General features: G+C 35.5%; 25 protein-coding genes. 12 read left to right on the forward strand and 13 right to left on the reverse strand.

All coding sequences use genetic code 11. From position 1 onward, the window contains the following. Positions 1 to 12: 12 nt before the first annotated feature. A complete protein-coding gene (locus tag ACIQXJ_RS18465; RefSeq protein ID WP_340821239.1) occupies positions 13 to 462 on the forward strand; it encodes an ImmA/IrrE family metallo-endopeptidase in 450 nt (149 codons plus the stop codon). An 82-nt stretch (positions 463 to 544) separates the two neighbouring features. Further along, the gene (locus tag ACIQXJ_RS18470; RefSeq protein WP_403055732.1) at positions 545 to 1,735 is read left to right on the forward strand and encodes a tyrosine-type recombinase/integrase; all 1,191 of its coding nucleotides are present in this window, start codon (positions 545 to 547) and stop codon (positions 1,733 to 1,735) included. A gap of 619 nt (positions 1,736 to 2,354) precedes the next feature. On the opposite strand, the gene ACIQXJ_RS18475 is transcribed toward ACIQXJ_RS18470, so the two are convergent. Together ACIQXJ_RS18475 and ACIQXJ_RS18480 are read right to left on the reverse strand one after the other, a co-directional pair. Continuing rightward, entirely contained in the window at positions 2,355 to 3,416 is a 1,062-nt protein-coding gene (locus ACIQXJ_RS18475) for an LLM class flavin-dependent oxidoreductase (protein ID WP_403055730.1), read from the reverse strand. A 71-nt stretch (positions 3,417 to 3,487) separates the two neighbouring features. Next, the gene (locus ACIQXJ_RS18480; protein ID WP_403055728.1) at positions 3,488 to 4,750 is read right to left on the reverse strand and encodes an MFS transporter; all 1,263 of its coding nucleotides are present in this window, start codon (positions 4,748 to 4,750) and stop codon (positions 3,488 to 3,490) included. A 268-nt stretch (positions 4,751 to 5,018) separates the two neighbouring features. Between ACIQXJ_RS18480 and ACIQXJ_RS18485 the strand changes: the two genes are divergently transcribed. Together ACIQXJ_RS18485 and ACIQXJ_RS18490 are read left to right on the forward strand one after the other, a co-directional pair. Next, positions 5,019 to 5,600, forward strand: coding sequence for a TetR/AcrR family transcriptional regulator (locus ACIQXJ_RS18485; protein WP_403055727.1), 582 nt, complete (start codon positions 5,019 to 5,021; stop codon positions 5,598 to 5,600). Between the two features lie 308 nt (positions 5,601 to 5,908). Then, positions 5,909 to 6,493, forward strand: coding sequence for a hypothetical protein (locus tag ACIQXJ_RS18490; protein WP_403055725.1), 585 nt, complete (start codon positions 5,909 to 5,911; stop codon positions 6,491 to 6,493). Between the two features lie 104 nt (positions 6,494 to 6,597). On the opposite strand, the gene ACIQXJ_RS18495 is transcribed toward ACIQXJ_RS18490, so the two are convergent. From ACIQXJ_RS18495 to ACIQXJ_RS18505, 3 genes are all read right to left on the reverse strand, one after another. Then, complete coding sequence (locus ACIQXJ_RS18495; protein WP_403055723.1) at positions 6,598 to 8,019, reverse strand: MDR family MFS transporter; 1,422 nt, start codon at positions 8,017 to 8,019, stop codon at positions 6,598 to 6,600. A gap of 76 nt (positions 8,020 to 8,095) precedes the next feature. Next, complete coding sequence (locus ACIQXJ_RS18500; protein WP_401011117.1) at positions 8,096 to 8,674, reverse strand: TetR/AcrR family transcriptional regulator; 579 nt, start codon at positions 8,672 to 8,674, stop codon at positions 8,096 to 8,098. Between the two features lie 135 nt (positions 8,675 to 8,809). Continuing rightward, positions 8,810 to 9,289 (reverse strand): hypothetical protein, encoded by a 480-nt coding sequence (locus ACIQXJ_RS18505; RefSeq protein ID WP_403055721.1) that lies wholly within the window; start codon positions 9,287 to 9,289, stop codon positions 8,810 to 8,812. A gap of 289 nt (positions 9,290 to 9,578) precedes the next feature. Here ACIQXJ_RS18505 and ACIQXJ_RS18510 point away from each other — a divergent pair, with 289 nt between their 5' ends. The 5 genes from ACIQXJ_RS18510 (at position 9,579) to ACIQXJ_RS18530 (ending at position 12,690) form a co-directional block, all read left to right on the forward strand. After that, positions 9,579 to 9,878, forward strand: coding sequence for a winged helix-turn-helix transcriptional regulator (locus tag ACIQXJ_RS18510; protein ID WP_403055719.1), 300 nt, complete (start codon positions 9,579 to 9,581; stop codon positions 9,876 to 9,878). A gap of 85 nt (positions 9,879 to 9,963) precedes the next feature. Then, on the forward strand, positions 9,964 to 10,587 hold the full coding sequence (locus ACIQXJ_RS18515) for a YbhB/YbcL family Raf kinase inhibitor-like protein (protein WP_403055717.1): 624 nt from the start codon (positions 9,964 to 9,966) through the stop codon (positions 10,585 to 10,587). 327 nt (positions 10,588 to 10,914) lie between these two features. Then, on the forward strand, positions 10,915 to 11,178 hold the full coding sequence (locus tag ACIQXJ_RS18520) for a hypothetical protein (RefSeq protein ID WP_173478775.1): 264 nt from the start codon (positions 10,915 to 10,917) through the stop codon (positions 11,176 to 11,178). Between the two features lie 172 nt (positions 11,179 to 11,350). Beyond that, complete coding sequence (locus tag ACIQXJ_RS18525) at positions 11,351 to 11,737, forward strand: hypothetical protein (RefSeq protein ID WP_403055715.1); 387 nt, start codon at positions 11,351 to 11,353, stop codon at positions 11,735 to 11,737. Positions 11,738 to 12,234: 497 nt separating this feature from the next. Further along, entirely contained in the window at positions 12,235 to 12,690 is a 456-nt protein-coding gene (locus tag ACIQXJ_RS18530; protein ID WP_403055713.1) for a hypothetical protein, read from the forward strand. A gap of 379 nt (positions 12,691 to 13,069) precedes the next feature. On the opposite strand, the gene ACIQXJ_RS18535 is transcribed toward ACIQXJ_RS18530, so the two are convergent. From ACIQXJ_RS18535 to ACIQXJ_RS18555, 5 genes are all read right to left on the reverse strand, one after another. Beyond that, positions 13,070 to 13,477 (reverse strand): VOC family protein, encoded by a 408-nt coding sequence (locus ACIQXJ_RS18535; protein ID WP_403055711.1) that lies wholly within the window; start codon positions 13,475 to 13,477, stop codon positions 13,070 to 13,072. A 70-nt stretch (positions 13,478 to 13,547) separates the two neighbouring features. Beyond that, positions 13,548 to 14,162 carry a kinase gene (locus ACIQXJ_RS18540; protein WP_403056411.1) on the reverse strand — a complete coding sequence of 205 codons (615 nt, stop codon included), beginning with the start codon at positions 14,160 to 14,162 and terminating at the stop codon, positions 13,548 to 13,550. 91 nt (positions 14,163 to 14,253) lie between these two features. Beyond that, a complete protein-coding gene (locus ACIQXJ_RS18545; protein WP_403055710.1) occupies positions 14,254 to 14,892 on the reverse strand; it encodes a 3-oxoacid CoA-transferase subunit B in 639 nt (212 codons plus the stop codon). Then, positions 14,892 to 15,599: a CoA transferase subunit A gene (locus ACIQXJ_RS18550; RefSeq protein WP_403055708.1), complete on the reverse strand. Its 708-nt coding sequence runs from the start codon at positions 15,597 to 15,599 to the stop codon at positions 14,892 to 14,894. The genes ACIQXJ_RS18545 and ACIQXJ_RS18550 overlap by 1 nt, the downstream gene beginning before the upstream one ends. 117 nt (positions 15,600 to 15,716) lie before the next feature. Beyond that, a complete protein-coding gene (locus tag ACIQXJ_RS18555; protein WP_403055706.1) occupies positions 15,717 to 16,598 on the reverse strand; it encodes a LysR family transcriptional regulator in 882 nt (293 codons plus the stop codon). 798 nt (positions 16,599 to 17,396) lie between these two features. On the opposite strand from ACIQXJ_RS18555, the gene ACIQXJ_RS18560 reads away from it, so the two are divergent. Further along, on the forward strand, positions 17,397 to 18,203 hold the full coding sequence (locus tag ACIQXJ_RS18560) for an SDR family NAD(P)-dependent oxidoreductase (RefSeq protein WP_403055704.1): 807 nt from the start codon (positions 17,397 to 17,399) through the stop codon (positions 18,201 to 18,203). Positions 18,204 to 18,576: 373 nt separating this feature from the next. On the opposite strand, the gene ACIQXJ_RS18565 is transcribed toward ACIQXJ_RS18560, so the two are convergent. After that, a complete protein-coding gene (locus tag ACIQXJ_RS18565; RefSeq protein WP_403055702.1) occupies positions 18,577 to 19,212 on the reverse strand; it encodes a LysE family translocator in 636 nt (211 codons plus the stop codon). A 178-nt stretch (positions 19,213 to 19,390) separates the two neighbouring features. Between ACIQXJ_RS18565 and ACIQXJ_RS18570 the strand changes: the two genes are divergently transcribed. Continuing rightward, positions 19,391 to 19,816: an SRPBCC family protein gene (locus tag ACIQXJ_RS18570; protein WP_403055700.1), complete on the forward strand. Its 426-nt coding sequence runs from the start codon at positions 19,391 to 19,393 to the stop codon at positions 19,814 to 19,816. Continuing rightward, positions 19,813 to 20,133 carry an ArsR/SmtB family transcription factor gene (locus ACIQXJ_RS18575; protein ID WP_403055698.1) on the forward strand — a complete coding sequence of 107 codons (321 nt, stop codon included), beginning with the start codon at positions 19,813 to 19,815 and terminating at the stop codon, positions 20,131 to 20,133. Before ACIQXJ_RS18570 ends, ACIQXJ_RS18575 begins: the two co-directional genes overlap by 4 nt. A 70-nt stretch (positions 20,134 to 20,203) precedes the next feature. Here the strand turns inward: ACIQXJ_RS18575 and ACIQXJ_RS18580 are convergent, their stop codons facing one another. Together ACIQXJ_RS18580 and ACIQXJ_RS18585 are read right to left on the reverse strand one after the other, a co-directional pair. Then, the gene (locus ACIQXJ_RS18580) at positions 20,204 to 20,983 is read right to left on the reverse strand and encodes a YqhG family protein (RefSeq protein WP_403055696.1); all 780 of its coding nucleotides are present in this window, start codon (positions 20,981 to 20,983) and stop codon (positions 20,204 to 20,206) included. Between the two features lie 140 nt (positions 20,984 to 21,123). Further along, the gene (locus ACIQXJ_RS18585; RefSeq protein ID WP_403055694.1) at positions 21,124 to 22,638 is read right to left on the reverse strand and encodes a DEAD/DEAH box helicase; all 1,515 of its coding nucleotides are present in this window, start codon (positions 22,636 to 22,638) and stop codon (positions 21,124 to 21,126) included. Between the last annotated feature and the right edge of the window lie 186 nt (positions 22,639 to 22,824).

Here is a 22,824-nt window from a genome sequence, read left to right on the forward strand (position 1 = left end):
GTGGTGTTTGTGGTGGATATTAAAAAGATTGTGGCACAGTTAGTTGAAAAATACGATACAAGGGATCCTTTTAAGTTGGCTGATCTACTAGGTGTAGTTATTATTTACGAGCCATTAGGGTCTATATACGGCTATTATAGTAGATCCCACCGTACAAAAGTAATTCATATCAATGAGAATTTACCATCTAAAAAACAACTATTAACCGCTGCTCATGAACTCGGACACGTTGTTCAACATCCAGAAGCGAATACTGTATTTCTAAAGAAAAATACATTATTTTCTACAGATAAGTTAGAAATAGAAGCGAATACATTCGCTGTCGAGTTATTGTTACCTGATGAATTATTTACTGAACAATGTTGTTCAGGTTTTACCATCTATGATGCTATAGAAGAAAAAGGAGTTCCGATTGAGCTACTTTCTTTAAAAAGCGTAGATGGTAAAAAAATTTTACCCTAAAAAGTACATACATTCCCATTAAAGGTGGTGATAGTTAAATTTAGACGGTGGAAATCCTCCATATCGAAAGGAGAAGTTTATAATGGCTAACATTGAAAAGCGTGGAGAAAATTCATTTCGTTTTACTGTTTATTTACCTAAAGATGCTCAAGGGAAATATCCTAAAAAACGCAAATCAATAATTATTGAAGAAAAAATGTCACCAAAGCAACTAAAGGAATTTTTGGATCGTGAATATCTAAAATTTAAGGATGAAGTCTTATCAGGTAACTATGTGCAAACTGAAAGAATACTTTTTAAAGATTTTGCCGAACAATGGGAAAAGGATTTTGCATCTACTCTTGCCCTAACGACATTTGGGAATCACCAACGAAAGTTGGAATTGCATATTATCCCTGTTATTGGCCACATGCGTATGGATCAAATAAATCAATTCCATCTGATGACTGTCGTACGTGATATGAAGCGTTATGATGGCAAAGACGATCCTGTTACTTATCATAGCAAGCAAGATGTATATAGAACTCTTAAAAGTATATTTAAGTACGCTGTAAAATGGGGTGTATTATCTAACAATCCAATGGACGGAATTGAAAAGCCACGCCCAAGTGATACTGATGATGTGGGTAAGGAAATGCAAATCTATGAAGAAGATGAAATTGAAACGTTAATGCGTATGTTACAAAGCGAAACAGAGTTATGGAGAATTATGTTCACTTTAGCATTAGCTGCTGGATTAAGAAAAGGCGAACTTTTAGGTTTAGAGTGGAAAGATGTAGACTTTGAAAACCAACAAATATACATTCACCAATCAATCGTTTTAACTAAACAAGGCCCACATATTAAATCTACAAAAACAAGAAAATCGAAACGCTATGTAACATTACCTGAATCTGTTATGGAAGAATTAAAAGCATATCGTATACATTGGGCTAAGGAGAAGTTGAAAAAAGGTGATAAATGGATTGAACAAGATAGAGAATGGTTATTCCATTCATTTGATGGTACACACCTCTATCCAACAAGCCCTTCAAAACATTGGCACAAATTTATTAATGAACATAAATTTAAATACATTCGCCTTCATGATTTACGTCATACATCAGCATCATTATTAATTGCACAAGGCGTACATGCTAAACTAATTAGTGAACGTCTAGGACACTCTGATATATCAGTAACAATGAATACTTATGGTCATGCTTTCAAGTCTGCTGATCGTGCTGCTGCTGATAAGCTGGATGGGTTCTTTAGAGTGAAAAAACAATCTTAACCCCTGGGGTCAAATTGGGGTTAAACTGGGGTTAAAATTGTTTATAAATAATAGCAATTAATGATAATGGATGATAATAACATTTACAAAAGCTTTGAATAACAACATTTATTGTGATTATTTATAAATAAATTACCTTCGACAACTCATTTGAGGAGTGGTGGTTTAAAACTTTCTATAAGAAATACGGCATACGCGGCTTTTAAATTTTACATTAGAGCCTTAAGGCTTCAAAGCGACTCACCCTTCATTTATTGGAGGGTGAGTTTTTTTATTAAAAACAAGCGTTGATGCAAATTTGATGCAAAAATTAATGCTAATTACCGTTATAACTTAACGTATTAACGATTTGGATTTCGGTCAATAAATTCCTAAATATCATCAGCTAGTCTATATACAAGATCGAAATAATGCTTCTCTTCCAAAACGCCTTTTTTTGGATGGCGGTATGGTGCCAACTATTTTTTAACATTTAACAGTATTAATCTCATAATTATCGGGATTTTTCTTATCTATAAAGATGAAGAAAAAGACTAGCTAAAACAGCTAGTCTTTTTTCATTAAATATGTCATATCACCTTATTAAGAAACTTAAACTAGATTTCTAGTTCCTAAATCATCATATATCCCGTTCACCATTAGCTTCCCATTTAGCAATTTCCTCTCTAACACGAGGGGCAACTTCTTTCCCAAGCAATTCAATGGCACGCATCACTTGATTATGTGGCATTGTACTTAACGGCACATACAACATAAAACGTGTAATCCCTACATGCTTACGCAAATGGATGATTTTTTCAGCGACTGTATCTGGATCACCAACATACAATGCCCCTTCAAAACTTCTTGCAGCATCAAAGCTTGAACGATCATAATAAGCCCAGCCCCGCTCCTTGCCAAGTTTATTCATACCCGCTTGAGTGGGTGGGAAAAATGTATCTGCTGCCAGTTCCCTATTCTCCCCTACAAAACCTATCGAATGAGATCCCACCTTCAGTTTTGAGACATCATGACCTGCATGAGCCGCTGCTTTTTTATATAACTGTACAATTGGTGCAAATTGCATCGGGCTACCACCAATTATCGCCAGCATCAGTGGCAATCCCAGCAGGCCTGCACGAATAGCAGAATCCTGATTTCCACCACTACCGACCCATATAGGTAAAGAATCTTGAACAGGTCTTGGATAGACACCTAAATTATTTATTGCTGGTCGATGTCTGCCCTCCCACATTACATTTTCCGATTGACGAATTTTAAGCAGCAACTCCAAATGTTCTTCAAACAGTGCGTCATAGTCATTTAAATTATAGCCAAACAACGGAAATGACTCGATAAAAGAACCTCGCCCCGCCATTATTTCCGCACGTCCATTTGAAATCCCATCTAGTGTAGAAAAATCTTGAAAAACGCGCACAGGATCAGCTGAAGAAAGCACAGTTACCGCGCTTGTAAGTCGTATACTTTTCGTTTGGGGTGCAGCCGCTGAGAGAACCATCGCTGGAGATGATGCTGCATAATCCTTCCTATGATGTTCACCAACTCCAAACACATCCAGCCCTACTTGATCAGCAAGGATAATTTCTTCGACCACTTCACGTAGACGTTGGGCATGACTAATCACTTCGCCATTATAAACATCCGGTTTCGTTTCTACAAAAGATGTACTACCTATTTCCATTTAAATCTCTCCTAGTCCAATTAAATTATAAGAATAAATATGGTGTTACTCGTAGTAGTACTATCACGAAGTTATTTTGAAATCTTTACTCGAATACTTAAAGCCCAAAACAGCAGAGCAAAAGCACTGACCGAAGCGCCAAGCAAAGAAACGCCTCCCCAGCCGAAATGTGCATATATTTGAGTCGAGGCAATTGAACCACTCGCACTGCCGATAGAATAGAACATCATATATCCAGCAGTAAGTCGACTCCTTGCTTCTGGATGCAACGGAAGAATCATCGTTTGATTCGTGACATGTATTGCCTGTACAGCCAAATCAAGTAGAACAATACCGACAACTAATGCAACAAATGTTTGTTGTAGATAACTGATAAACAACCATGAGATTAACAATAATAATAAAGCAATACCAGTCGTCCGTTGCCCGTACCCTCGATCTGCAAGTTTTCCTGCACTTGCTGCAGCTAATGCTCCTGCTACACCAACAAGACCGAAAGCTCCAATTGCACTATAAGATAAAGCAAACGGGGGTGCGCTAAGTGGTAAAACTAGCGAAGTCCATAAAATACTAAAATCAGCAAAAATCAAGAGTGCTAAAACTGAACGAACGCGTAAAGTTCGCTCTTGAATAAATAATGTAAGCGTTGACCTAATCAACTGGAGATAAGTTATTGATTTCACCTCGCGCTCAACAACTGGCAGTACTTTAAAAAACAAACTAGCTAGCAAAAGCATGAGTGCTGCAGAGACAATATATACGGAACGCCAACCTGCTAGATCAGTTAGTATACCGGCAAAAGTCCGTGCGAGCAGTATGCCGATAACTATTCCACTTGTTACAATACCAACTACACGCCCTCGTTCTGTAGGAGAAGCGATATTTGCTGCAAAAGCCACAAGCGTTTGGGTCACAACTGCAAGAAGACCTACTAAAGCCATACCTATGAAAAGTACAACGCTAGAGAAAGCTGTCCCCACAATAATCAAAGCTATTGTGGATAATAGCATCTGACCGACAATAAGACGCCGTTGATTTAATAAATCTCCAAGCGGAACGAGTAGTAATAAACCCAATCCATAAAAAATTTGTGTGATAGTTATTACTACACCAATAACAGAATGATCAATACCAAAATCATTCGATAATCGATCGAGCAATGGCTGGGCAAAATAAATATTGGCCACTGACATTCCACAGGCAGTCGCAAACAATAATGTCAAAGAGCGAGACATGGATGAATGCTGATGCCCATGAGGTTTAGTTTCAGGAGATGGACTATTCACCTTAGAATAAAGTGGGTCATTTTCTAGATTCGAATCTGCTTTGTACACATCTTAATCTCCAATCCCTTTGATTATTAATAATAACATACCGAATGGTACATTATAATTGTTGCTAAATATAACTTAAAAATAATTGTAATGTCAACTTAATATTTTTATCACTGTAAATTTAACACGAAATAACTTTTACATTTTGACTACTAAAATGGCTAATAATATGAAAATTAAATACCGATAAGTAAAAAATAATTGCAATTACCTACATACATGTCATAATGTAATTAATAAAAATTAAAATTTGAAGGGAGAAATCTTAATGGCTCGAACCCGTGAATTTGATGAGGATAAAGTTTTAGATGCTGCAATGCAGTTATTTTGGGAAAAGGGATATGAGGCTACTTCGTTGAGTGATCTTACTTCTAGAATGGGTATTCAACGCCCTAGTATTTATTCAACTTTTGGCGATAAGAAGGCATTATTCGAAGCTGCCCTTCGAAAATATACAATGTCTCGGGCATCCGATATTCGCACTAGACTTCAAAGACACGCCTCTGTAAAAAAGGCATTTGCTATTTTCTTTACGGATGTCATCAATGACGAATACGCAGAAGAACTTAGTAAAGGTTGTTTTTGTATTAATACAATGGTTGAACTAGCACCTCATGATGAGAGATTTGAAATCTTGACTAGAGAACATCAAATGTATTTAACTGTCATCTTTCAAGAAACGATTGAACAGGGAATACAATCAGGTGAGCTGGAAGCCAACACAGACGCAAAATCTTTAGCACAAGCACTTATTGTCGCATTAATCGGTCTAACGGTAATGATGAAATCTCGCCCTCAACGTTCTTTTATTGACAATGCAATCGCAACGACTCTTACATTGCTCAAATGACATTTAACAGTCAAAATTACAACGACTGTTGCCGAGAATATAGAATATCCAATAGATAAGGGAAAACTCGCATGTTGATAAAACATAAATCAACATACGAGTTTTTCATTTTCCTTAATACGCAAAAATTTTTCTATATTTGATGTAATGCTCTGGCCAAAATTCTTCTTCTTACCGATGCTAGTCAGCAAAGGGCTAGTTTTTTTATCAAACTAATTTGCAGTATTAGTCGATTAGTGTCGAAATGTAAAACTTTCAAATCGATATAATAATAGTATAATTAAGGAAATTAAGAATGGAGGAACACGATGAAGAAACTCTTTTATGTATTTTTAATTTCTATATTTGCAATATCCGTCTACTCTTATAGCCCAACTGTATCAATAGCAACTACTAAAGAAGATGAAGTCACTATTTTAAAAAAGCAATTAAAGGAAAAAGACCAAAAGATTAAAGAACTGAATGAAAAAATCAAATCATTAGAAGAAAAAGTAAAGGCCCTCTCTAATACGAATCAAAATAAAGAAACAACCGAGGATCAACTTTCAAAAACAATAAAAAACGTAACTGTTACAATCGATAAAGTAGTGCAAGATTCTGATTCGCTAAAAATTTATGTAACATATATTAATAATACAAATGATAAAATTAGTAACGGCAGCGATTTATCTAAAATAGTGGCAAATGGTAAACAATACAGCTATAGTTCAGATTTTAATTTCAAAAGATGGTATAAAAAAGAAAATGTCCCTCACGCTGATACATATATTGAGCCTGGTGTCACTGCGCAAGATGTTATTTTCTATGCACCTGTTGATTCGGATTCAATAAACATTTTAATTCGTGCTAACTGGACTGATTACAGATTTAATAATGTAAAAATTACTAAATAAAAAAGAACAGTCACTAAAAATGAAACGACACCCCAAAAGTAGTCTAAACACTAACGATTGGGGTGTCATTATTTTGTTGTTTCAGCTATTTAAATAGACCCAACTTAATTGTTCTCAACACGTTTTCCGTTAACAAAAACTGATAACACAAGCCCAATAAGAGCAAGGGCTGAAATAAAGAAGAATGCATACTTTGTTCCTTCAGCAATTAACTCAAATGGTAAAGCATTTTGGAATTTCTCGAAATGCTTGTTTTGTCCACTGACCATTAATGTAATAGCCAATGCTGTCCCTGTCCCACCTGCAATTTGTTGTAATGTACTCATAACAGCTGCACCATCTGCGTATAATTCACGTGGCAACTGATTTAAACCATTTGTTTGCGCAGGCATAATAATCATAGAAATCCCTATAAAGAATATTGTGTTAGCTAAAATAATCTGCCAAACGGGTGTATGTGCGGAAATCGTAAAGACAAAAAGTAAACTTGCAATTAATGTAAAAAGAAAACCCAGGGGTAAAAATTTCTTTGCTCCAAATTGATCGAACATCTTTCCTACTACTGGTGATAAAACAGCATTCATGGCACTACCAGGCAAAAGAATAAGACCTGCAACTGTAGCACTGAATAGTAAAGAACCTTTTAAGTACATAGGTAATAGTATAGCTGTTGATAAAATTAAAAGCATACCGCTAAATAACAATACCGTCCCTAACGTAAACATAGGATATTTAAACGTTCGTAAATTAATCATAGGCTGCGCCATTTTAAATTGACGAATTACAAATAACGCAATCGAAACTAAGCCAACAATAAATGGAATATATACCCCTGCAGAAGCAAAGGATTTTTCGGCAATAGTGCTTAAACTGTAAATAAAGCCGCCAAAGCCAAGCGTCGATAAAATAATTGAAACAACATCAATAGCTGGCTTCGTTATAGTAGATACATTATCGATTTGTTTAAGCCCCGCTACGACTAATCCTGCATAAAAGACAAGGCTTATCCAGAAAATAAACGACCAATCCAACGAGTCCACTATTAAGCCTGCCAATGTTGGCCCAATCGCAGGAGCTGTCGTAATAACAAGCCCCATTAACCCCATTACCGCCCCACGCTTTTGAATCGGGAAAATTAATAAAATTACATTCATCATGAGCGGTAAAATAATACCCGTTCCAAACGCTTGAATGATACGACCTAGCAGTAAAATCGGAAAGCTTGGTGCTAAAGCTGCTAAAATCGTTCCTACAATCGAAAATACTAATGATCCAACAACTAACTGTTTTGTCGTAAACCATTGAATTAGAAGAGATGAAACAGGCACTAAAATACCTATTGTTAATAGATAGCCTGTAGTAAGCCACTGTGCTGTCCCAGCTGAAACAGTGAAATCGGACATAATATTTGTCAGAGCCATATTTAAAGCAGTCTCACTAAACAGCCCTATAAATGCTGCAAACATAAGCACAAAAGCCATGCTTTTAGGTTTTCGTACTGGCACAACTTGCAAAGATGAAGCCATAAATAAAATACTTCCTTTCTTTCTCTATGATTAATTAGACCGGTCTATATAATAAGCATAAAAATGAAGCCCCTATTTACTTAGAAAGCAATAAAGGAATCATTTTGTTAATTTGAATTAAAGGCTCACTTGATTTTTTGGTTACACTTAATGTAATCCCACCTTCAATTAATGCACTTATTGTTTTGCTAATTAAGTAAGCTCGTTCTTCACTATAACCACTAATTCTTAATTTCTCAAAGTAAAGATTTCCCCATATTTCAAAGGTTTCTTCACAAGCCTGACGTAAATTCTCATTTACAAATGCTGTTTCCATTGCGAGTAATCCCATTGGAACGTTTTTTAATTTTGATATTGGATCTATGTCATGAAAAATTCCCGAAATATTTTCTATATGATATTGGAATGCCTTAGCTGGATCTTCGTAAGCCGCTAGATTTTGCTCAATTTCTGCTGCAATTCTATTTGCTGATAAGTTGATCGCTTCAACAGCTAATTGTTCCTTACCATCAGGAAAATGATAATATAAAGAACCTTTTGGCGCGCCACTCTCTTGAATTATTTGACTCAAGCCTGTAGCGTGATATCCTTTTAAATGAAAAAGCTCTGTTGCAGCTTCTAAGATTTTCTCTCGCGATGTTTTTTTATTAGACATAGGATTACCTCCCTTAAAAAAATTATAACGAACGGTCTACATAATAATAAAAGTCTTTTTGAACGTTGTCAATTTTTAATTAATCTAACTTCCCAACCTTAGATTCAATCACTACAATGAAATGCCGTTGACCAATTAGTTAACTTCAACTACAAATGTGTAAGATACCTCACCATTTGTCCATCGAGCTAATACTTCAAAGATATATCGACCTTTGTTTGTTGGCGCCGCCATCTCATTGTTTTTTAACATAATTTCCTTATCTCTTCCGTGTTCATTCCAAAGATAAACAAAGATTTCTGGATTTTCTTCAACCTTAATACCCATGTTCATATTTGGTTCTAACTGAATCGCCTGTAGTTTTTCAGCTACTTGGTTTGGAGATGCATGATCAGTTTGAACAGTCTCAGTTGTTAGCCCTTTTTTCCTTTCCCATTGATAACCGCCCGCTTCCATTTCATACTTCTTCCCATTAACATGAATCCAGCCTGCATAAGTTGGAGGGAAACTTTCCTTATTGTGCTCTGCTTCGTGGTGAGTTTTATTTACATCATTCGAACAACCCGCTATTAAAAGCGCAATCAAGCCAACAACCATTACAAATAACTTTTTCAATGTGCATCCTCCTTTTTCTAAATTTGACTTTTATTTCTCAAAATCGTTTCATTTATTTTAATAAAATTTAAAGAGACGATTGCTCTCATTGAATAATCGCCCTTTTATATCTCTATTTTTGGGGCATATTCTGCATAGATGAATAAATTAATTCTTCCGATTTAGAAAAACTACAACAGTTGTCCATTTTTTATGTTTGTGGTATAAAACTAAAAAAAGACCAGAGCAGGAGGAGATTATCATCAAATTACGAGAAGAATATACTTGTCCGTTGGAGCTAGTTCAAGACATGATCAAAGGAAAATGGAAATGTATTATAATTTGGCGATTACGGCTTGGTCCCACATCTCCATCAAAACTTAGACGTGATATTAAAGGAATAACTGAAAAAATGTTGTTAGAACAATTAAAAGAGCTAATGGAATTTCAATTAGTAAATAAAGAAGAATACCTTTCCACATATCCACTTCGAGTAGAATATAGACTTAGTCCAAAGGGAAAAGAGGTTCTGAAATCTTTAGAGATTTTGCAACAATTAGGAATCCAATATATAGAGGAGAAACAAATAATAGGAATAAAACAAATGTAGTACCCTTACAAAAAAGTGGGTAATTTACGATTATTTTTTCTCCATGTTATTATGACCTCAAGAACAAAAGATGGAGGTAATAACTATGAAGAAAAAATTTTTATTATTCCTATCAATTATTTCACTGCTAGCTATAGGTGTAATAGCAGGATGTAGTAATCAAAATGAAAACACTACAAAAGCAACAAAGGAAAAAACATTTGTCGTAACAAGTACAGGTATAGTAAATGGGGTTATTCAAGATAAGTACGGGCAATTGGGAGATTCGTTTAATGAGCATGGCATGCCTACTTATTCATTGCCATTAAAATTTGAACATGCACCTGAAGGAACTGTATCCTATGCGTTAGTGTTAGAAGATAAAGACGCTTTCCCTATTAGTCAAGGATTCTCTTGGATTCATTGGACAGCAGCAAATATTCAAAAAGATGAGCTAAAAGAAAATGAAAGTCAAACAGCGACTGATTTTGTCCAAGGCGTAAATAGTTGGATAAGTCCTCAAGGGGGCAGTCAAAGTGTAGAACTCTCTAGCTTTTATGGGGGAATGGCTCCTCCTGATAAACCTCATACTTATGAGATTCATGTCTATGCATTGGATACTACCGTCGATTTAAAAAATGGATTTTTAATGAATGAACTGTATCATGCTATTGATGGGCACGTTTTAGCAGAGTACACTTTAAAGGGTACGTATCCAAATAAAAAATAAGTAAGGTATCCGTTCCTTTCAATGATTTTTACCAAAATACTATCTCAAAGTAACTTTATATGATAAATAAGTCCAGGACTGCTCGATTTTGTGAGTCTCTGGACTTTTTTATTGGCTCCTTGTAACATTGGATTAAGAACAAATTGTTTTTAGGTTTCTTCATTCAATCACTGATACACTATAAGCAACAATTTAGACAAAAAAAAGCCTGGTTAATTATTATTTTGTTTTCTTTACTGAATGAATATAGGATATACTTTTATAGTCCTGTTATTGGCACGTAAAATTTAAATTTAAAATTCAAGAAAGTTTTATTGGAGGTTTATTATGAATTACAGAATTATTAACAAACAAGTATTTGAACAAGCGCAACTACGTTCGGTTTCGGATGTACCATTCACTGAAGAAGAACTTCAAAACGGTATGAAAATAGCTGTCTCTAAAGCGGATGATACGTTAGCTTTATATTTACTAGATATCGAAGGTCATAAAAAGTTCGAAGTTCGTTGGGATGATTCATCAGAAGTTTTCAACGGTTGGTATTCAGCATGGGATAATTTCTCCTGGTGCCTTGATGTAGTAAGCAAATAAATAGAACTTGATGAAATAATATCAACTAGAAACAACATCCTTTTGTTTTCGGTTGATATTATTTTTATTTATGTCCGATTGTCATAATAGATGTCCATACAAGTCAGGAGGAATTACTATTAGAAGTTTAAAGGGAATAATAAGCATCCTATTTATTGTTGGAATTACATTAATGATTATTTCACTTAACTCCGGTCCTGCTAAGCCAATTGTATCGGCAGAGGGGAAAAAAATAACACTAGTACAAGGTTCATATTGTTGGAATAAGATCGTTGGATATGAATGTGTTGATAAAATTTCGCCTCCAGAACTACTAGAAAATAAAAAAATCACGCCCATTTCTGTGCCCCCTAATAGCCAAATAAAAATCCATTTTAAAAAGCCACCCATTGATGAAATAGAAGTAGAAAAATGGATGAATAATAGCGAGAGTCCACTAGTAAAAGTAGAAGGCGATGTTTTTTCTGCACCTCAAGAAAAAGGTATCTATATTTACTCTGTTTCCAGCAGATGGGACAAAGGAAGTTCGTCTTTCGTTTTTAGTATAAGAGTTAAATAATATTGTATAATTTTTGTTGTATCTCTATCTATTTATGCTAAATCTTATGTTTTTTAAGGAGTGATATTTTGAAACCTTTTAAAAAGATTAAATTTATCCATCCTATAAGAAAGTACATACATCTCATGTTAATAATTTCGATGTTTTCACTTGTCGTTCCTGCTGGATTCAATCCACTATTTTTAAATTTAATCATGGTCCTTTTTGGACTCGTCATATTAAATCGTGGTTTTGATTACAAAGGAACGGACAATAAAGCTTTTTACAAATGTTTGTATATGGGCATAGCGATGTGTTTATTATTTATTGTTTTATTTATTGTCCAATTAATAAGAAATGGATAACATACGTTACGCATGCCTTTCACTTTCGGGTAGTTAGCAATGCACGGAAGATGATTTTCTTTCATTCGTTAGAAAAAATAATCTAACTCCCTTTCCCCTTGTATAATTCATACGCAATTTGAACATATATGGAGTAACAAGGGAGGCATGAACATGAAAAAACTACTTTATTTCTTAGTATTATTCACATTATTACTATCAGCCTGTGGGAAAAATGCAGAACCGAAGGAAGTAGCAGTCGATCAAGACACATCTATAAAGGATATCGTGGGGGCAGTGGTTAAAAATAAATTCACTGTAGAAGAAACAAAAGGAATTGTTACTATATCGATTCAAGATACAGATGTACGAGAAGGGTCGAAAAATCAGATGCTGAAAGATTCTGGGAGAATATTTGCTGAGCTTTCGAAACTAAAAAATGTGAAAACACCTTCGATTATTTGGTTTGCCCCATTAACAGGTGCTAATAGTAATGAAGAAATGACGAAAGTATTAAGCGTTTATTTTGATGAAGAAGATTTTAGAACCGTCAATTGGGCCGACTATTCACAATTAAATATAGAATCCATTGCCACTGAATATAAAGAAAACCCAGCTTTAGGAGATTAACAAATCAAAGAGATATTGGGACAAAGGTATTTGTAAATTTTCGCCATGTAAAATGAAAGCTAGATTTTCTTTCTTTTGCAAAAATTAAAATTTAGAAGAGAGCCCTAGTTGTTGGGAGCGGAGGCGGCGACTCCTGCGGGAACGCACAAAACGTAAGACGCAACAGGCCGCGCGTTAGCGAGGGTTGCGGCTTACGTTGTGCCCACGGAAAGCGACCGCCGGAGCGGACAACAACGGTAGAGCATAAAGCGATAGATTGATGGCAGTCAATCTATCGCTTTTTCCTACTGTCCCAACTTCTTTTAATAGTCGATATATGTATGGCTTCCCTCGATATTAAAGTAAAGATGACACATGTTGTTCTTTACCAATATAAAATTTATATGCCCTCAGTATTCATTAATACGAGACGCCAGCCATCCGGGTCTTCAATTGTTACACCTTTTTCTGCCCAATAAAGATTTTCTGGCTCTACTGCTGGATAGCCCATCTGCGACAGTCGTTGCCCAATGCGTTGGATTGCTTCAATGTTTGGCATGTAAAGCACAAAAAGATTATCTTTTGTCGGTGCAGGACATGGGCTTCCATCAACGTGCTCAGTAAATTCCAAATGATAATTTGCATTCGGCAGACCAATCATAATCCCATCGTAGCCACGATGCCCTTTAAATGAGCCTATTTTGTCTAAACCTACACCCTCACAATAAAACCTTTCTATTGCCTTTAATTGATGAGTCGGTCTTGCAATACGAACTTGTACAACTTCCTTTGCCCATTGTTCTTTCATCGCCATCTCTCCTTCTAGGTCGATTATATAATGGGAAAACCTGAGAGGAGAACAGTCAATAGTCTGAGTTCTATTGCGCGTGCCATATTATATCCGCTTTTTGTAATGGTACTTCCTTTTTTAAGTAATACTCTTCCGCTACCCAATATCTGTTTTCATACTTCTTCCTTATTGCTGATACATCCCCTATATACGAATCACGCTTTAAAACTCTGTCTTCCCTAACATGTCTTGGACATTCTAAAAATATCGTATAATCATAAAATCCCCTCCATTCTTTGCGCTGCAGAAAGACTCCTTCTATTAAAAGAATACTATTTGGTACAAGTAGCTTTTTAATATTTATGACTGTATTCATTGCGCGATTATAAAAAGGGAGTATTAACTCTTGATGACCATTATGTATTTTTAAAAAGCATTGTTTTATGAATTTTATATCCCATTGTAAATAATAATATTCAAACCATTCTTCATTGCCTGTATTGTATCGTTTTTCACTTTCTACAATGTAATCATCTATTTGCAGAACATTAATCATGCAATCATTTTCCAATGCGCTAGCTAGCTTATTTACAAAGGTTGTTTTTCCTGCCCCACCTAATCCATCAATTGCAACAATGAATGGTCTTTCTTCTCTATCTGGACTATTAAACTGTTTTATTATTTCGGTTAAAAACTGATGCATCCCAAGCAATTTCCCACTCTCCTAAACGATACTGTAAAATTAAAAGTAACCAGCTTACTTCCCACAAAGTAAACTGGTCTCTTTTAAATTATTAGGATAACGCAACATCAAATGAAGCAGCAGTTTTTGCCTTTACTTCCTCCAATGTTACACCCTCTGCTAATTCGATTAGTTGCATTCCTGTAGCTGTAAAATCAAAAACAGCTAAGTCCGTTATTAATCTGTGCACAACACCTTTACCTGTTAACGGTAACTCACACTGCTTTTTAATTTTTGACTCTCCGTTTTTGTTCACATGCTCCATCACAACAATAACTCTTTTCGCGCCGACAACAAGATCCATGGCGCCTCCCATGCCCTTCACCATTTTCCCTGGAATCATCCAATTGGCAAGATCACCTGTTTCGGAAACTTCCATACCACCTAAAATAGCAAGATCAATATGCCCACCACGAATCATTGCAAAGGACTCAGCGCTATCAAAAAAGGATGCTCCTGGAACAGCTGTCACTGTTTCTTTCCCAGCATTTATGAGGTCAGCATCTACTGCGCTTTCCTCTGGATAAGGGCCAATTCCAAGGAGGCCATTTTCGGATTGTAAAAGCACCTCATAATTAGCAGGAATGGCATTCGCAATAAGTGTTGGAATACCGATACCTAAATTGACATTCATGCCATTTTGAATTTCTCGGACAGCTCTATTCACAATTTTATATCTTGTATCCACCATCATGCTTCCTCCTTTTTAACAGTCAAACGTTCAATACGTTTTTCATAGTTTTCACCGAGTAAAACACGTTGCACGAAGACACCTGGTGTGTGGATATGATCTGGATCTAGTTCGCCCACTTCTACAATTTCTTCCACTTCCGCAATTGTAATTTTGCCTGCCATTGCTGCTAACGGATTAAAATTACGCGATGTTTTTCGATAAATTAAATTGCCTAGCTTGTCTGCCTTCCACGCTTTGACAAGAGCAAAGTCTGCAACAATTCCTTCTTCTAAAATATATTCCTTGCCATCGAAAACTTTTACTTCTTTGCCTTCAGCAATTGGCGTTCCAACCCCTGTAGCTGTATAAAAACCTGGAATACCCGCTCCTCCAGCTCGCAAACGCTCTGCCAATGTTCCTTGTGGTGCAAGTTCAACTTCTAGCTCACCACTTAAAAATTGCTGTTCAAAAATTTTATTTTCTCCAACATAGGAAGCGATCATTTTTTTTATTTGTTTATTCGCTAGTAATAACCCTAATCCCCAATTATCTACACCGCAGTTATTACTAATCACGGTTAAATCCTTTGTTCCCTTTTGTTGTAACGCGGCAATAGCCTTTTCAGGAATACCACTTAAACCGAATCCCCCTACTGCTAACGTAGCACCATCATTTATATCCGCAACGGCTTCCTCAAACGAATTCCATACTTTCCCGTTCCTCATATCGAAACCCCCTAAAATTGCTCGTTTATTAAGGAAAATTCTACATCATTCTTGTTTTATAAGTAAAGGAATTAATTGGAATGGCATTTATGCTTATTCTGCATAAATCAAAGGATGCTAATCTTCTTCCGTTCGAATTGTCTTTAATAATTGCTTTAAAGCATAAGATTGATATGTATTTTTTTTCGTAATTACACCGAGACGCCACGGCATATAAAAGTTCAGTAATGGAATAATCTTCACATTCCGATTAGTTTGCTTTGCTGCAATAGAATAAGGCAAAAGGGTCACGCCTAAATTTGAGGATACTAGCTCAACAATTAAATCCCATTGAGAGCTTTTGTAACCAATTATTGGTGTAAACCCTGCACTTTTACATGATTTAATAACATAATCATGTAATGAAAATTCCTCTGTAAAAATAATAAATGATTCATTTTTTAACTCTTGCAATAAAATGTGATCTTGCTTCGCTAATGGGTGTTGTTCATTAATGAAAACAAAAAATTGATCTTCAACGAAAGATTGGACAATAAATTTCCGCTCGTCGGTAGGTAACACAACTATGCCCATATCCACTTCTCCACTTTCCACTAAAGTACCAACTAATTTTGCTCCACGCTCGACTAGCTCTAAATGGACATTTGGATATTGTTGATGAAACTTACGGGCAATTTCAGGGAAAAACAAAGTGCCAATTAGCGGAGGGATGCCCAATTTAATAGACCCCGTTTTGATGTTTACTAAATCGTCTAGCAATATGTGCAAATCATGGACAGAACGCATAATTTTTTGACCTTGTTGATAAACGATATTGCCAGCATCCGTTAACTCAACATGTCGTGTAGAACGATTTAATAACTCAACATGTAGATTATCTTCTAATTTTTTAATGCTTTTACTTAATGAGGGCTGTGATACAAAACTTTCACTCGCTGCTTTCGTAAAACTTCCATGTTCTACTACTGCCATAAACGCCTTTAAATCTCGTAGCTCCATATGAAAACCCCTTATTTATTCTAATTTGTTATGGAAAAATTCATTAAAGTATTAATTAGTAATAAATTCTCTTAATAATCCTTTAATCCTTCTTTGAAAACGCAACCCAATAAAACTAAGAACGTGAAGGTTTTCATATGAATCCTTCAAACCGATATAGCCTTTTAGCATTTCGCAATGAAAATCGGAAACATCAATGCAGGAATTTTGTTTCATTCAAAAGATTTATTTATGGATAATTCCTTCAAAAATCTATATATTTGACTAGTTGGGCGCTTTTAAGACTTTATCTTACTATTAACATATAAGTATTTTGTCGCAATTCCATAAAAGTTAGGAGATAACTGCTATCACACTAGCGCCACTGTTCTATTAAATAAAATAAAGAAGGATTTTACGGATGCTAATTTTTTTAATTATTTTTTGTGCCATTATATTAGGAGTATTCTTGTTACGAAGAATGTTTTATATCAGAAAGGACCGCCTAGAAAAGAAAAAGATTATGGAGGAACGATTAAAAAAGCTTATTTTTACGAATTCTAAGCAACTATAAAATAATATTTCTATACTACATAACATACGCGGAATTTAACGTAAGATGATACTCGCGCTAGGCCTAATTCTAATTTTAGCCCTTCTACATAAGCGAAAAAAAGAGAACAATCTATGCTTTTTATTTCAAATCTTTTTAGTTTAGTGGTAAACTATCTATTGTCAATTAAATGAAGTAGTAATGAGTATGATTTATGTTTAACTGTCAATACTCAGTTTATCACTCAAACTAGGAGGAATATTATTATGAAACGTGTTGAAAATAAAGTAGCACTTGTTACTGGCGGAGCGTCAGGTATCGGTTTATCAGCAGCAACTTTGTTAGCGAAAGAAGGAGCAAAAGTTGTTATTGCTGACTATAATCTTGAAGGGGCAAAAGAGATTGCTGCAGCATTAGTAAAAGAAGGCTATGAAGCAGCTGCAGTATTTTTAGATGCTGGCGATGCTGATTCAATCAAAGCAGCAGTAGAATTCACTGTTGAGCAATTCGGTTCTTTAACAGTACTATATAACAATGTAGGTTCAACAAACTTACAAAAAGATTTAGATGTAGTAAACATGGATTTAGAAGAATTTGATCGCCTAGTAAATATCAACTTAAAATCAGTATTACTTGGTAGCCGTTTCGCTATTCCACATATGCAAAAAGCTGGTGGTGGTTCTATCATTAACACTGCTTCTATGGGTGGATTTGCAAGTGACCAAATTCGTACAGCTTACGGTACAACAAAAGCTGGCGTAGTTCACTTAACTAAATATATTGCAACTCAATACGGTAAAGATAAAATCCGTTGTAATGCTGTAGCACCAGGATTAATTTTAACTCCTGCAGCTAAAAACAATTTACCAAAAGATTTACTAGAAATTTTCACAAAATACAATGCCCTACCATACAATGGTGAAGCAGATGATATCGGTTACGCAGTAGTATTCTTAGCTTCTGATGAATCTAAATTTATGACTGGTCAAACTCTTCAAATTGAAGGTGGCCATTACATTGCTAACCCAACTATTGCAGATACAAATGTTTGGGCTGCAAACCAACAAAAATAATAACCTTTTTAGCTGATTAAAAAGGTTTGCACGTACAATTAGTATTAAAATGTTAATAAAGATATCGAGACTTATATTCTCGTTGTCTCAGGCTGTAGATAAACTCCAAAGAAATTTGGAACTGTCTGCAGTCTTTTTTTTAAATAAATTGTTTGAGTGCCTGACACCTCGCAAAAATACTTCGCATAATACTGGTCCTAAATCAGAAAAATCCACTTCGCTTTCCGCGGGCACATTGTAAGCCGCAACCCTCGCTATCGCGCGGTCTGTTGCGTCTTACAATGTGCTGTTCCCGCAGGAGTCTTCGTGGATTTTTCCTTGGATAGTTATAGAATGCATCATTTGCGTAGGAAATTGTTTGAGTGCCTGGCACCTAAGCCTTCTCTAACGCTAATTTAATGCCAAAGCCAATTAGAACTGTTCCTGTTAGGCCCTCGATTACTGCTTTCGTCATAGGCTTCTTCATAAAAGCACTAATTTTATCTAATAAATATACATAGAAGATAAACCATAAAGCCGTTAAGGCGGTATAAATAAGTCCCATCAGCAGAAAAGGGAAAAATGTACTGTTTGAGCCATCTACAAATTGTGGTAAGAACGTTAAAAAAAACACTGCTACCTTTGGATTTGAAACATTTGTTAAGAATCCTTGCTTAAAGCATGATTGATTCCCATACTTAATGTCAATTTGAGTGTCATCATTTACGACTGGAGACTGCGTGCGAATTGTTTTTAAAGTCCATAATGTCTTCACACCTAAATAGCATAAATACACCGCTCCAACGTATTTTAAAATAGCAAATATATAGGCTGACTTTACAATAATTGCAGAGAGTCCGATAACCGCAGCTAATGTATGAATAAATAATCCGCAGCATGAGCCAAGTATTGTTTGTAAGCCACCCTTTTTATTAACTGTTAAAGTATTTTTCGTCGCTATCGCAGTATCGGGTCCAGGTAAAATGATTAATAAAATACACATCAATAAAAACATCGGAATATTCTCCATGCCAATCGCCTCCAATTCGTCTGAAAATTATAAAAATAATTCTACCATACGTAACCGGTCTGAAAAAGATACCACTTAAAAAAACTTTCCATATCCTTTACGATTGACATATAACCATAAGGTGTTATATATTCATAACACCTTATGGTTATATTTTTAAAAAAGAGGAGACTATAAAATGCTTGAGCAATTACAAAATATTGTTAAAACAGTTACACTTAATGCGCCTATCGAGAAGGCATGGGAAACGGTTACAAATGCCGAAAAGCTTGGCTCGTGGTTTATGCCAAATGATTTTAAACCAGTGGAAGGGCATGAATTTACACTACAATCTCCATTTGGACCATCGCCATGTAAAGTGGAAAAGGTAGATGCACCTCATTTTGTACGTTTTGCATGGGATACTGATGGTTGGTTTGTCACATTTGAGTTAAAGCAAGCTGGGGAGCAAACAGAATTTACATTAACTCATGGTGGCTGGAAAGAAGCATCTCATATTATTCCAAAAGCTAATATGCCTGCGGAAGCTGTTCGTCAAAATATGGATGGCGGTTGGACAATGCTTGTTGGTAAAAAATTAAAAGAGATTGTAGAAACACAATGACACAGCTTGCAGAACAGTATGATGTTTTCCAAGCAATTGCTGATCCAACAAGACGTCATGTACTACAACTGCTAGCCGAAAGCGATAAACCAATTGCTGTTATTTCAGAGCATTTTACGATTAGCAGAACTGCTGTCGTTAAACATTTACACATATTAGAACAAGCCAAGCTAGTATCAGCCCAAAAGAAAGGCCGGGAAAAAATTTACACTTTACACATCAATCGCTTAAAAGAAATTGAAGATTGGTTACAATACTTTCATTTATTTTGGGATAATAAGCTGGCACAATTACAAAACATTATTGAAAAAGACTAGCACAATTTCTATGACAGCAGCAAAAATAGGCCGCAACAATTTGCATTAGCAATCGTTGCGGCTTACTTTCTTATCTCATATAAAATAATCCACCATTTATAATTTCAATCTTAATTTTTGCATCGTATTGTTCTTCTAAAGCTTTTTTCTCAACTTCATAACACTCTGGCTTTTCTTCCACATCTTCATAAAAATAATCTAATACACGTTGATCTCGTTGCCATCTCTTTTTTGCTTGCTCAGCCCATGTATGATCATCCTGTTGGATAATTGCATCAATAGCTTCATCCAAGCGTTGAAGTGCCCGTAAAGGCTTAATTATATATTGTACATAAAAGGCATCTTCTGACTGCGTAATATCCCAGTCAATATGATTTATTGTTTCATGGAAATTATCATTTATCGTCCCTGTCAGTAAATTAATCCCAAAAGAGTACATCATTTCTTTCGTTCGATCGCAACAATACGATACTTTATAATTTACCCCAAGCCAAGGCGTAAGCATGACTTGCCCTGTACCTGCATCTATTTTTTGAAACATTTGAACAAAAGTTCCTAGCTCTCTCGTAGCTTGAAACAATTGATTTAGCCTTGGAGAACCAAAATGCACGACCTCCCCGATTATTTTTTCTGATAGTGCACTTTGATCTGTTATAAAGGTAACTTGTGCAGGGTTAGGTTCGCCATTCGTTGCTTCTACGTATTGCCAGTAAAAGGGGCGATTCATAATTCTTTTATCAATAGCAATCGTTAATTGTACTGTTAGGTAATGGTCACTATCACCTACTATATCGCATTCATTTTCAAAGAAAAATTGTCGTAAATAACTGTGAACCTGTTGTGGATACATGCCCCACTCCCCTTTCAATATCAATTACACCTCAGCGTAATGGCGTCCACATTTTTCCATGCCTGCTCGAAAAGCTCCTCTTAAAATCTGTGTCATCCGCTGCAACATTTAACTTAATTAAGGTTTTTTACTGAAGCAGGTTAAACAGATTTTTTGAAATTCGTTAAGATTGCATCTAAGTCTCCTACTACCTTTTCAAAGACATCAATTTTTGTATGCAGTAGTGCCAGAATATCCTTTTCAATCGTATCTTCTACAGCAAGATTATAAATATGAACATCATGTTCTTGTCCTAAACGGTGAACACGACCTATGCGTTGCTCAAGCTTCATTGGATTCCAAGGCAAATCGTAGTTAATAACATGATGGCAAAATTGAAGGTTGATCCCTTCTCCGCCTGCCTCTGTTGCAATCAATACTTGTGCTTTTTCCTTAAATATATGCTTCATGTAATCGCGCTTATTTTTATTGAACTTACCATTAAACAAAACACTCGTAATACCATGCGAATGTAAATACCATTGTAAATAAATTTGAGTTGCACGGTATTCAGTAAAAATAATGACTTTGTCTTTAGCCTGTTCAATAATTTCAAGCGTCTTCTCAGCCTTAGAATTCACTTCTAAAGCCATAACCTTTGCTAGAATTGCTTCTAGCTCATCGCGTTCCGAACTATTTTCTAGCATTTTAGACAGTGTTAAAGCCGTTGCCTCTTTGCTGCTACACATTTCTTTTTGCAAAGTAATTAATGAAAAGGAACCTGTAGACGTAAGCGAACCAAGTAAATGATAAACCTCCATTTCCTCAGGGCTAAAATGGATAGGGACAATTTGAACACGTCTATTGGTCCACTCAATGCCTGTGTCCTCTCTTCGATTTCTTACCATCACCTGGTTGACTAGTTCTTTTAAATAGTCATCGTGCTGTAAATCGTGCTTGCTTGCTGAAAACGCAGATTGGAATGTCTCATAATTGCCAAGGTGACCTGGCTTCAGTAAAGAAATAAGATAATAAAGCTCAAAAACATCATTTTGAATCGGTGTAGCCGTTAATAATAAGCAAAACTTCTTCTTTAGTCCTTGCACAAATTCATAAATTTGTGTTTTATGGTTTTTTAATTTATGTGCCTCGTCAATAATAATCATGTCATAATTTTGCGCATAAATTAGTTCTTTATGTGGGCTTTTTTTTGCCGTATCCATGCTCATAATAACAATATCGTAACGCTCTATCGGGCAATTTTTTTTATACGCTACAGCTGGAATGTGAAATTTTTGATTCAATTCTTCAATCCATTGATTGATAAGAGAAGCAGGTGCTAAAATCAGAGCTTTTTTCACAAGCCCTCTTATCATGTATTCCTTTAGTATTAAGCCTGCTTCAATTGTTTTACCAAGCCCCACCTCATCGGCAAGTATCGCTTTCCCGTTCATTCGTTCTATAACGGTTTGCGCTGCTTCTAGCTGATGGGCAAGTGGTGTTAGCTTCGGTAAAACTTTAGGTGCTTGTAAACCAGTAAATTCCGGAATTAAATTCATTTTTACAATTTCATAGTTCATTTTGTACAAAGTCCAACTATGCCATTTTTCATGATTTTCTAGCCTATTTAAAAAGCCTTCTTGCCAATCGGACGACCTCTCCACAATCATGATCATCACCTCATGCTATTATTTCTAAATTAGGTTGTCCAAAAAAGAAAAAGCTATGTTAGATTTTGCTCATGTAAAAATATACATATTTTAAGTGACATGCAGATGTCTTCTTACTGCTCAAATAATTTAACACTAGAAGAAATTTCGAGGCAATGTTCTTTTACTATTTTTATGGTTAAAACCAGGAAT

The sequence above is a fragment of the Lysinibacillus sp. NPDC097868 genome (assembly GCF_044761135.1).
Taxonomy (GTDB): Bacteria; Bacillota; Bacilli; order Bacillales_A; family Planococcaceae; genus Lysinibacillus.